The sequence below is a fragment of the Thermostilla marina genome (assembly GCF_054657455.1).
This window is the reverse complement of the sequence record NZ_BAAHYR010000001.1, coordinates 2406867-2418551: the sequence shown is the minus strand read 5'-3', so window position 1 is coordinate 2418551 and position 11685 is coordinate 2406867. Positions and strand designations below refer to the sequence as shown.

9 protein-coding genes are annotated in these 11685 nt (G+C 56.6%); all 9 read left to right on the top strand.

All coding sequences use genetic code 11. The annotated features are described in order from the left end of the window. The 9 genes from ACYQ2I_RS08910 (at window position 1) to ACYQ2I_RS08870 (ending at window position 10889) form a co-directional block, all read left to right on the top strand. On the top strand, window positions 1-786 hold the full coding sequence (locus ACYQ2I_RS08910; RefSeq protein ID WP_460166660.1) for a sulfotransferase: 786 nt from the start codon (window positions 1-3) through the stop codon (window positions 784-786). 8 nt (window positions 787-794) lie between these two features. Next, entirely contained in the window at window positions 795-1796 is a 1002-nt protein-coding gene (locus tag ACYQ2I_RS08905) for a glycosyltransferase family 2 protein (RefSeq protein ID WP_460166659.1), read from the top strand. Window positions 1797-1799: 3 nt separating this feature from the next. Next, complete coding sequence (locus ACYQ2I_RS08900; RefSeq protein WP_460166658.1) at window positions 1800-2996, top strand: glycosyltransferase family 4 protein; 1197 nt, start codon at window positions 1800-1802, stop codon at window positions 2994-2996. Between the two features lie 29 nt (window positions 2997-3025). Beyond that, window positions 3026-4168 (top strand): glycosyltransferase family 4 protein, encoded by a 1143-nt coding sequence (locus ACYQ2I_RS08895; protein WP_460166657.1) that lies wholly within the window; start codon window positions 3026-3028, stop codon window positions 4166-4168. A 397-nt stretch (window positions 4169-4565) separates the two neighbouring features. Further along, the gene (locus ACYQ2I_RS08890; RefSeq protein WP_460166656.1) at window positions 4566-5381 is read left to right on the top strand and encodes an O-antigen ligase family protein; all 816 of its coding nucleotides are present in this window, start codon (window positions 4566-4568) and stop codon (window positions 5379-5381) included. A 35-nt stretch (window positions 5382-5416) separates the two neighbouring features. Continuing rightward, the gene (locus tag ACYQ2I_RS08885; protein WP_460166655.1) at window positions 5417-6640 is read left to right on the top strand and encodes a glycosyltransferase; all 1224 of its coding nucleotides are present in this window, start codon (window positions 5417-5419) and stop codon (window positions 6638-6640) included. Window positions 6641-6679: 39 nt separating this feature from the next. Next, on the top strand, window positions 6680-7582 hold the full coding sequence (locus tag ACYQ2I_RS08880) for a glycosyltransferase family 2 protein (protein WP_460166654.1): 903 nt from the start codon (window positions 6680-6682) through the stop codon (window positions 7580-7582). A 258-nt stretch (window positions 7583-7840) separates the two neighbouring features. Continuing rightward, complete coding sequence (locus tag ACYQ2I_RS08875; protein ID WP_460166653.1) at window positions 7841-8905, top strand: hypothetical protein; 1065 nt, start codon at window positions 7841-7843, stop codon at window positions 8903-8905. 800 nt (window positions 8906-9705) lie between these two features. Then, window positions 9706-10889, top strand: a protein-coding gene (locus ACYQ2I_RS08870) for an IS3 family transposase (protein WP_460166642.1) whose coding sequence is annotated in 2 segments (ribosomal slippage) — window positions 9706-9979 and window positions 9979-10889 — 1185 coding nt in all. Because the reading frame shifts where the segments join, the coding sequence is not laid out codon by codon here. The last annotated feature ends 796 nt before the right edge of the window (window positions 10890-11685 follow it).

Here is an 11685-nt window from a genome sequence, read left to right as displayed (position 1 = left end):
ATGCGCACAGTTCGCGAGTTGGTCCGTTTTTACTGGAAACGCTGGCGATTCCGAAGATACATTCACGGCACGGTTTATCCGGCACCGTATACGCAGTTTTTGATTCTCGGAGAGGGAAGAACCGGCACGAACCTGTTGGCAAGCCTCCTGCGATCGCATCCTGACATTTCCGTAGCAGGTGAAATCTTAAACCCCTTCGATCCCCAAGGAATTCGCACACGATTCCGATTTCGCCATCAGGTCTTTGCGCATATACATCGCTCTTTGCGATCGCAGCCAGGTGCATGTCGTGGAGCCCAGACTCACATTCTTCACTTTCGTTTGCATGGCATTGCACTGCAGGAAGTCGCTTCGCACTTTCCTGACATGCGTTTTCTCGTTGTTTTTCGGCGATCCCTGGCTGAACAATTCGTTTCGTGGAAACTTGCTAAGAACACCGGGCATTGGGTGGGCACTTCCGCCAAGGCTGTTCATGCGGCGACATGCAAGATCGACCCTGTCGAGTTTGGTGCTTGGTGCGATGCCGTCCGCGAGCGTTATGCCGAAGTTGAGTCATGCACGGCAATTCATCGCCGAGCGGTCACGATCGCTTACGAAGATCTCGCTCAAGATGCCGCAAACCTCTTGGCAGAACATGTCTTTCCGTTTCTTTGTGTCAGGCCGCACCCTGTATCGACGACATTGCGTAAACAGAACCCCCGAAAACTTGGTGAGTGCGTCGAGAACTATGACGAAATCCGCGACGTACTGGAACGCGCAACCCTGCACCTGTCCCTATCTCAATGACCGGCGTATTGCGCACTAACGTCATCCTCGTCGCCTACCATTCCGATCGCTGGATCACGCATTGCGTAGAATCCTTGCAAGCGGCGTGCGGACACGAGTGGCACCTGATCTTGGTCGACAACGGCGGAAACAACTCGCTTGAGCCGTACGTATCGCAATCGAACGTCACGTTTTTGGCAACACCGCGTCCCCTGGGATTTGCCGAAGCGAATAATTTTGCCCTGGTCAACGCCAAGATTGACGGCGAATTGGTCTGTTTTCTGAATCAGGATACCGTTTCGAACGAAGACTGGCTGGGGGCTTGTGCCGATTGTTTCCGGCGCGATCCCTCGATCGGTGCCGTCTCACCACTGATCACCAACTACGACGGCACCGATTGGGATGAAGCCTTTCGAGCTTGCGCACGAGCCGATGCCGCTCTCATGGAATGTCTGGCTGAGGGCGTCTCGGCAGATCCCTCCGACCTTCCCCCGTTTATCCCTGTCCCCGAAATCACCGCGGCGGCCATGGTCGTCCGCGTGGAAGCCCTTGGCAAATCCGGCCCGTTCGACCCGATTTTCGGCAGCTATTACGAAGACTATGACCTCTGTCGCCGTATCGCGGCAGCAGGTTATCGAGTCGGCATCTGTACGCGAGGGCGCGTCGGGCATTTCGGCGGATCGGTATCGACGGACCGGGCGGCCGCACAACGCCGTGCTCGATGGATCACCCGCAATCGCGTCATTTATGCTGCAAGATGGAAATGGTCAAACCGGAAAGCCGGATTCCTCCGTTATATGTTGGGCACCTTTCCGCGGAACACCGCTCGATCCATGCTCGGCCGAACAAACGCGTCGCTTTTTGCCTATTTAGCGGGACACCTTGACGTACTTCGGTTACTCCGACGTCTCGGAAACGCTGAAACGGACCGTGCTGAATGGGAGGAATACTTGGACTCGCTGGAATGGCGATCGCGGTTTGTAAGTCGGACAACGAAAAATCTCTCGAGCCCCGCGGCGGCAAAGCGGTAATCCATGCGGATTCTCCATTTCAACGAGCATCTTAGCTGGTCGGGCGGCGTCGAGACGTACCTGCTGAACGTCCTGCCGCTCCTCGAGGCGCGCGGCATCGAGTCCCATGTTGCTTATGCGAAAGGAACGCCTGATCTGGTGCGCCGCGCAGTCTTGCTGCCGGAAATCGGCCGAATCGGGCCTGCTGCCCGCAAACGAGCCTACCAAGCCGCGAAAAGGCTTCTTCAAGAGGTCGCTCCCGACATCATCCACGTTCACCGCGTTTACAACGTCGGCGTACTACGAGCCTGTGTCGAATATGGCCGCACCATCGCGACATCGCACGACTACATGTACTTGTGCCCGGCATCAACGTTTTTTCATCGTCGTACAAAAACGGTGTGTGGCCGCACGGCGGGAATCGGCTGTTTCGCCACGACGATTGCTCGCCACTGTATGACGCCGCGTCCGCGTTTCGCGTTGGATTATTACCATCGCGTACGCTGGATACGACGGAATCACCACCGCTTTGCTGCCGTGATATGTCCGAGCGAATCCGTTCGCGAACGCTACCAGCGTGCCGGGTTTTCCCTTACACGACTCCATACGATCCCCTATTTTTGCCCGCTTGCCCCTTTGGAACGTCCGCGAAAACGCCCCAAGACACCAACCCTTCTCTTCGTGGGACGCATGCGGCCGGTTAAAGGTTATGACGTGCTTGTGCGGGCACTCGGAGAGTTAGAGGGGGTGCACGGACTTTTCGTCGGCGACGCGGACGAGGCCACGCAAGAGAAGATCCGTAACCTTGCCGCGGAAGCCGGTTGCCTGCAAAGAATCGAAATACACCCTTGGGCCGACCGAGCACATATCCGCGACGTCTACGAACGAGCAACCGTATTCGTATTTCCCTCCATTTGGCCTGAAACACTCGGGATCGTCGGGCTCGAAGCGATGGCCTGCGGGGTTCCCGTCATCGCCAGTGACATCGGCGGTGTGCGTCAATGGCTGGAGCACGGTACGAACGGGCTGGTAGTACCGCCGAAAAATCCACAGGCGATCGCCGAGGCCGTCCGTCGCATGCTAGGCGACGAGGAACTTTTCGATTCCATGGAAACCGCCGCACTCGAAACGATCCGAAAGCGTTTTCTGCCGGAACAGCATATTGGCACGCTCACCGCTTTGTACGAAACGGTAACTTTGCCGGCCGCACCGCAGCAATGAGCCGCAAGCCCTCCACGGATCCAATCCGCGTGTTGCACTACTTCGCTTTTCCCGGCGGAGGCATCGGACGCTATGTCAACGAACTGTTGCGGGCCATGCAAGATCAGGACGGTCCAGCCATCGAATTGGCGTGCCTGCCGTCGTTTGAATATCTCCAACAGGCCACGTACCCCACATGGCCGGGGCTTTTCAACATCACCCACCCCATACCGATCCTTCGCCGGCTTCGCTTTGCCGCCAACCTGGCGGTGAATCCGATTCGAGCGATTCGCCGAGCCGAGAAAACCGGAGCGAGGTTGCTGCATTTATCCTCGATTCCTCATGTCACTTTTCCGCTTTGGTCTCGGTTCTTAAGAAAGTCGCAGGTAGAACTTGTCGCCACCGCCCATGACGTGCGTCGCCGTCACGCGATCACGTACTTGCCTTACGAACTTGCACAACTTCGCCGCCTTTACCGAACATGCCGCGTCTTGTTTGTTCACAGTGACTTCCAGAAACGGGATCTGATCGATTTTGCCGGGGTTCCCGAAGAACGTGTCGTCATCGTTCCCCACGGGCCTTACAGTTACGGTGATCCTTCCGGCCCCCAAGAAGAACTCCGCCGCAAGTACGACCTGCCGGCCGACAAGAAGGTCGCCCTGTTTTTCGGTGATATCCGACCGGACAAGAACCTCGACCTCTTGATTCGCGCTTTGGCTCCTCACAAATCGAAAGTCTTTCTACTTGTCGCAGGCCGGATCAAAGGCGCCGGTGCCAGACCGCTTTCTTATTACGAGCAAGTTGCTCGTGAAGCGGATGTCTTGGATTCTGTCCGTTTCGACATCCGGTACATCCCTGATGCCGAAGTCCCCGATCTTTTCACCGCTGCCGATTTTGTCACCCTGCCGTACAGTGCCACCTTTTCGTCGCAAAGCGGTGTGCTCAACATCGCAGCCAGTTACAGTCGCCCCATTCTAGCTTCCGGCGCGGGCACTTTCCGTGAAACCATTGAACGCTTTGAACTCGGAATTGTGGTGGAAGCAGACAGTGTTCCCTCGCTCAAAGGCGGCCTAAGCAAAATCATTACGTACACGCCGAATCCGCAAGAGTTTACCGGCTACCTTCGCGAGCACAGTTGGCAACGCAATTGCGTCCTAACATCCACAGCGTATCATCGCATCATTTCCCGCTGATATTCTCCTCATGCAGGCTCCCGCATCTCGCCGATCGAGCATCCCCGCTGCGTATTACCTTGCAGCGTTGTTTCTGGTGATTTCACCCCTCTCGTTGGCTACCGAGCTCGAGGGTCATGAAACACTGAAATATGCAAGGATTGCGATCTGTTTCCTTGGTGTACTCCTTGCCATCGGCCAAGGGGCTCTCACCAAACTGCCGCAGCAATGTATGCCCCTTTTCGCTTTCGCTGCGTTCTACTCCATTTCACCGCTATGGTCGCCTTTTCCGCTCAACGGCCTCATTTATCGCACGGTATTTCTGTCGTCCTTGCTTTTCGGAGTCTTTCTCGGCATTTCTTCGCAATCGGAAGCACAGTTGACGAAAGGAATGCGTCTCCTCTGCACCGTTGCCGTCATGGCATCGAGCATCGTGCTTTACCAATACTTACGGTCGCCGACCCAGTTTTCTCGTGTAGGACGTCTTGCCGCCTATGGAATCAACGCCAACGCGATCGGAATGACTGCCGCCGGCTACGCGCTGATGGCGTACTACCTAGCCGTATTCGACAAAGGCCGATGGCGAACGATAGGCATCGGCGGTACGGCTGTTCTCGGACTTATCATTCTCGCCACCGGCAGCCGCGCGTCGCTTGCGATGGCCGTTCTCGGTGGGACCGTTCTCTCGATCCCCCTCCTGAAACACCCCGGTCGCGTGCTTGCCGTTGCGATCCCCTTGGCCGGCTTGCTCTTAGCGTTTTCCGGCGATATCTCCGCCCAAGCGATTGAGCGATTCGGAAGCCTGGAGAACACACGATCCGGAATGTGGGCTGCGGGACTCCGACACTTTGCGGCATCGCCCGTGATCGGAAAAGGCTGGCTCTCGTGGGGACGCAGCACCGCAAACTTGCAGAATATGTACCTTCAAATCTTGGCGGAGGGTGGCCTGATTGGCGGACTGTTATTCGGCGCAGCAGCCTTGGCAATCATCAACCTGGCTATGAGCGCATACCGCGGCGCAAAAAACGTGGTACACCCAACCACGTATCTCGCCCTGGCCTTTCTTGTCAGCTTGAGCGTACACGCGGTTGCGGAATCCGCACTCTTGCTTGGCTCGACCGTCAACACCTTGTTTTTCGGAATGGCAATCGGGTTGCTGTCCGTATCCAAAACCCAACACACAAGTGCCTATCGCGCCGCTGTCCGGCTGAGCCCGGCTTCCCGGCCTGCCTGAACCGCCCAAACCGCCTCGTCTCTGAAGTTTTCTACATGCACATTGTCCACGTAATCCACAGCATCGATCCGCGTTCCGGCGGCCCGAGTAATTCTTTGCGAGGCCTGCTCGGCGCTCAGAAGCCGCTAGGGTACGCTATCACGCTTGTCACCACGTCGGCTCAATCTGCCGAGCCCTGGGCGCCGCGTGACGAATACGTGCAGCGTATGCGATCGGATGCGGCCTTCGATGGAGTCAACCTGCTCATCGGGAATGCGTGGGGAAGGCGGCGTCCTTGGTCTCGCTTTTCGTATTGCCCGCATACCGTGGCGCTGCTGCGACACGTCCTTCAGGATCCACGCCGCCGCCCCGACCTCGTTCATATTCACGGTGCATTCAGCCACCTGACCATCCGCGCGGCGCAGCTTGCCAGACGCTTCCGGATTCCCTACGTTTTTCGTCCGGCCGGTAGTTTCGACGCAACATGCCTTCGAAAAGGCATGCGACTGTGGAAGCGGTTGTTCATTGCCTGTTTTCACCGTCGCGACCTCCGTGCGGCAGCCGCCGTTCACGTCACCTCCCAAGCCGAGGCCGACCATCTCTCGCACGCCTTTCCCGGCGTTCGGACTGTCGTCATCCCGCATGGTGTTGCGGTGCCCGCGAAAAATGACGCTCTGGCTCTTCCCGCCCTCTTCGGCGACACACGCGCCGAGCTATCAGATCGCAAAGTCATCCTATTCCTGGCCCGTCTCCACGAAATAAAACGCCCCAGTTGGCTCCTCCACGCCTTGGCTTCGCTGTCGTCAGAACATGAAAATTTGGCCCTCGCGTATGTCGGCCCTGATGCCGGTGAGCGAAGGCGTCTCACACAACTTGGCCACGAATTGGGCGTCCAAGATCGAGTCACCTTCTTCGGTTTCCTGACCGGCCCCGACAAATCTTACATCTTCGAGGCAGCTCACGTTTACTGCTTGCCCTCCCAACACGAGAACTTCGGGGTTGCCGTGATCGAGGCGATGGCACACGGTGTGCCGGTAGTCGTCACCCCCGGAGTAGCCAGCCATGTCTACGTCGATGCCGCCGGATGCGGGGTCACCACCGACGATTCCCTCGAATCGTTTACCGACGGCATCCGACAGATTCTCGAAGCCGACCGCGACGAACTCGGACTACGCGGCCGACGCTACGTCGAACAACATCTCACGTGGCCCGCCGTCGCAAGACGCATCGATCAACTTTACCACGACGTCCTTACATCTACCCAGTTTCACATCACGTAGCGCCCGTTCGCCCGGCACACTTCACATTCTTTCACATTTATGGACACCAATATCCAATTGCCCATTTCGGTCGTAATTCCCGTCCTAAACGAAGAAGCGAATTTACGCGACTGCCTTGACAGCGTCGACTGGGCAACCGAGGTTTTCGTCGTCGACTCCGGCAGTACCGACGCCACCTGTCGCATCGCCGAAGAAGCGGGAGCAAAAGTCGTTCAGTTTCAATTCCAACCCGGCGGACCCCGCAAAAAGAACTGGGCCCTTGACAATCTTCCGTTTACAAACGAATGGGTGCTGTTGCTTGACGCCGATGAACGTATCACTCCCGAACTTCGCGACGAAATTCACCAGGAGTTCAAAAACGGCCCTCGATTCGACGGATACTACCTGAATCGAAAGCTCATTTTCATGGGGCGCTGGTTACGCTACGGCGGAAACTACCCAAGTTGGAACCTGCGGCTCTTCAAGCATCGCCTCGGGCGCTACGAGCGACTGAACACAGAAGATCTCGCTTCCGCCGGCGATGTCGAAGTTCACGAACATGTCGTTCTCGACGGGCACGCCGGTTACCTTCGCGCGCCGATGCTGCACCTTGATTACAAGGATCTGCATCGCTTTATCGAGCGCCACAACAATTACTCAACCTGGGACGCCAAAATGCGACTCCACTTGTTGCACGGTGGACGCTTCAGCCAATCGATTCCCCCACGCCTGTTCGGCACGCCCGTCGAACGAAAACGTTGGCTCAAAAGACTCTGGGTTCGCCTACCGGGAAAGCCGTTTCTCCGTTTTTTCTACATGTACGTCCTGCGTCTAGGCTTTCTCGACGGCCGCGCTGGATTGACATATGCCGTCTTCAAGGCGGTTCAAGAGTTTCATATTTCGGTGAAGTTGCGAGAAATGCGATCTGCCCGGTCTGATGTGCGCAACGGCGTACCGCACTAGGGCCAGAGCCAGCGACGTTGACGGTGTAATGTTGAACCAGGAGGCCCAGCACCAATGACACTTCGAAGAAAGTTATTCCATTTTGCCCAACGCCATCCGGCTGTGGGACACGCCATTCGTACGGCGTTATTCGTAAAGTGGCGACTGGTTCAGCAAGTCAGGAATTTCGCTGGAAGACCGCCCAGTGGGCCGCAATACATCGAACTGGATCCTCGCACGGTCCGACGATATTTGGGTGGTAAGCTAGGCAACCGATTCGTGACGCGTGGAATGGTGCGCAGCGGCAATTGGGACCGCACTGTCGGTTCCACTGATGATCTACCGGCAGTGAAAGCCATTTTGCAACATACCCGCCACAACGTGCGATGGGAAGACACAGCCTATTGGTCTTTTGTTGAGAAGCAGATTAAACGTCATGGGACTTATCATGGCTGTTCTGACGTACAAGAGTTTTTTTACAAACTAGAGCGGCTAGGAGAAAGCATTCGGGCCAGAGGCGTTCAGCTTGTGTCCGAGCTGCCACAGTCGGTAAGGCACAACTGGGATCACCTCGGCCCATTCGCACATATTGATGATGTCACTGTAGCAATTGACCGGGACGGACGTTTTCTGCTTCAGGATGGAAAGCACAGGCTCGCCTACGCGCGAGCGTTTGGCATCACGAGCATACCGGTTGCCGTCGGTGTTAGACATTCGAAGTGGGCCTCTTTCCGAAGAGAAGTGTTAGATTATGTCCATTCGAGGCAGGGGCTGTCATATCAGCCAATCCTTCATCCGGACTTTCGCGATATTAGAGCGCAACATGATGACGACAGAATGCACAAGATACTAGAGCAAGTACAAAACAAAACAGGTACGGCATTAGACCTTGGAGCATATTTCGGATACTGCGCCAGTATGTTAGCGACACAAGGGTGGCAATGCCTCGCGGTTGAGAGCCACCCAAAACACGTCTACTTTATGAAACGCTTAGCACGTGCAAACTGCATACCGCTGAAAGTGTTCGAAGGTTCTATGTTCGATTTGCCGCGGCCGATTGAATACAGAGTCGTGCTCGCACTGAACATATTTCACCATTTTCTGAAAACGGAAAAGTTGTTTCAGCGACTCAAGCACTTTGTGAAGGATTTGCGGTGTGAGTATTTGTTCTTAGAAACTCACTGTCCGGAAGACGCCATTATGGCAGGGGCATTCATAAATCCTAACCCACACGAGTTCGCCAGCATGGTGTCAAGCTGGTGCGGCCTCAGGAACATCACATTGCTTGGCCCGACTAGTCGCGGCAGAAACTTGTTTTGCCTGAGGCCGGATGAAAACGTGTGACCTGCCTGGCCGTCGTCGAGGAATCGCTATAAGAGCCTGGTGAACGGGACTCGAGAAATGGCCCATGTGCCATCAGGCCGTCGCAAAACCTCTTTGCAGACTGCGGCTGATTGTAGAGGATCGTGGCACGAAACGGCAAGGAATAAGCTTCTGAGATCAATTTTCTGACGGCACGATGCTCGGACGCACAAAAAGGCTTCGACAGCCGACGCAGTTTATCCGCCGGGATGAGATCCCCGAACCGCCGGGTGCCGCGTTCTATCGCAAGCTGAACGCGCTTCTGGTGAAACACGATCTCGACCGACGGGCGGAAAAACACTGCCCCGTACTATACCCACGCCGGCAGCACCGCGCGATGGGCTACGTAGGTCCGGCCGAGTTTACGGCCCGCTGCGCTGCGTCCGCTTCACTCGCTATCCTACGCACTACAGCACTCCTTCCCAATCCGTTCCTTCATAACATGTAACAGCCCCCCTTCGAAGCTAGGCACAAGGAAAAGGAATAGGTACTGATGCAGATCCGCCATCAACTACGAACGCTAAAGAAGTTTATTCTCGCATGGATACAGCGTCCCGATCTGAACGTACCGGCCCGCCCCTACAATTTCACTGTCATTTCGCGACGTCCTCCCATTGTTTACACCGAAACGTTTCACTCTCTCAGCATTGTACGGGACCTGCTCAGCCTGTCAGATTCAGAAGCCAGAATTCTCGTCTCCTTTTGTGGCCCTGGCCTGCTATCGAAAAACTGATCCATGTGTTATGAAGGTCTCAGAGCCGTAAGGCGAGGAGACCAGGAAGATGACGACACGAGGAAGGAAGCGACACACGCCGGAGCAGATAGTTCGGAAGCTTCGGGACGCGGATGCGATGCTCAACGCGGGCAAGGACGTGGCGGCGGTGCTCCAGGCCTTGGAGATCAGCGAGTCGACGTACCTGCGTTGGCGGAACCAGTACGGCGGAATGAAGGCCGAGGAGGCGAAACGGCTGAAGCAATTGGAGGAGGAGAACCGGCGGCTGAAGCTGTTGGTGGCCGAGAAGGAACTGGACATCCAGATGCTCAAGTACGTAGCGGAGGGAAACTGGTAAGCCCTTCCCGGAAGCGTGCGGCGATCGAAGGCCTGCGTCAGCGGTTTTCGGTTTCCGAGCGAAGGGCGTGCAAGACCTTGAGTCAGCCGCGAAGTACCCAGCGTTACCGAGCGAAGCCGCGAGACGACGAGGCGGCGTTGGCGGGTCGGATGTTGGAATTGGCCCGACGTCGTCCGCGATGGGGTTACCGGCGGATCGCCTGGCTTCTTCGTCAAGAGGATTGGCGGGCGAGCGATACGCGGATTTACCGATTGTGGCGTCGTGAGGGGCTGAAAGTGCCGCAGAAGAAGCGCAAAAGGCGACGATTGGGCACGAGCGAGAACGGTTGCGTCCGTCGCCGGGCGGACCACAAGGACCATGTGTGGTGCTGGGACTTCGTGTTCGACCGCACCACGGGCGGCAGCCGGTTGAAGTGGCTGACGATCGTCGACGAGCACACGCGGGAATGTCTGGCCATGAAGGTCGATCGGAGTATTACCAGCGAGGACGTGATCGAGACGCTGGCGGAGTTGTTCGCCCGACGAGGCGTGCCGAAGTGCATCCGCAGCGACAACGGTCCGGAGTTTGTGGCCGAAGCGATTCGGGCCTGGCTGGGTCGGATGGGGATAGAGACGTTGTACATCGAGCCGGGCAGCCCTTGGGAGAACGGCTACGCCGAGAGTTTCCACAGCCGGCTGCGTGACGAGTTTTTGGCAACGGAGGTGTTCGAGAGCTTGGCGGCGGCAAAGGTGCTGACCGAGCTGTGGCGAGAGGACTACAACCGAAACCGGCCGCACAGCTCACTGGGGTACGTAGCCCCGGCCGAGTTTGCGGCCCGCTGTGCTGCTTCCGCTTCGGTCGCTACGCTCCCTCCGCTCCAGCAGCACAGCGATCTTTCCCAACCCGTACCTTCATAACACCTGGTACAAGAATTTGAAGCTGGTCAGCCCCGTGCGGGATGCCGGTTTCGCCGTCCGCCTTTGGCGACAACATCGACTCCTGCAGCGACAATTCTCGCGATGTAGAATCAACGTCACCTATTTATGTCATGATCGTGCTGCTGTGCCACTCTTCACTCGTTTTGGGTTGCGCACTCTCTTCTTCCACAAAGGTGCCTTCCTGGACGAGCGGCTTTACAATGTTCACCCTTCTCTCAGTCGCAGAAAGAAATATGATGCAATTTGCAACGGTATTCTCCTGCCCTTAAAACGACATGAACTCGCAAGCGACGTGCCGAACCTCGTCGTTCTGACAAACGAAGACGGATCGATGCACCCTGCTTATGCAACCAGGGTGAGAGAGGCCCTGCGGCACGCTTTCTGGCCCAATTTTACTTCCCAAGGGTATCGGAAACTCAGCCCCACGGAGGTCGCAGCCATTACTAATGAATCTTACACCGGGCTAGCTCTCTCCCGAACCGAGGGAGTTTATAAGGCCTCCGTTGAGTTTCTTCTTTGCGGCGTTCCGGTAATCACAACTCCCTATCGTGACGGACGCGATGCCTTCTACTCCCCCGTTACCACTCGGATCGTACCCGCAACCCCTTCCGCGATCGCGAGCACGGTTCAGGAGGTAAAGCGCCACGCCCCACCGCCGGATGTAATCCGACAGATTACGCTTGGAAAAATATGGGAACACCGGATGATTTTCGCAACGACCGTATCTTCCCTTTCAGACAACCGCTTCCCTCCCACCCAGGTATTGCATTGGCTC

Excerpts from the sequence above, each read along its gene's own strand:
- ACYQ2I_RS08910 (WP_460166660.1), top strand. The coding sequence starts at position 1 with ATGCGCACAGTTCGCGAGTTGGTCCGTTTTTACTGGAAACGCTGGCGA.
- ACYQ2I_RS08900 (WP_460166658.1), top strand. The coding sequence starts at position 1,800 with ATGCGGATTCTCCATTTCAACGAGCATCTTAGCTGGTCGGGCGGCGTC.
- ACYQ2I_RS08890 (WP_460166656.1), top strand. The coding sequence starts at position 4,566 with ATGGCATCGAGCATCGTGCTTTACCAATACTTACGGTCGCCGACCCAG.
- ACYQ2I_RS08885 (WP_460166655.1), top strand. The coding sequence starts at position 5,417 with ATGCACATTGTCCACGTAATCCACAGCATCGATCCGCGTTCCGGCGGC.
- ACYQ2I_RS08880 (WP_460166654.1), top strand. The coding sequence starts at position 6,680 with ATGGACACCAATATCCAATTGCCCATTTCGGTCGTAATTCCCGTCCTA.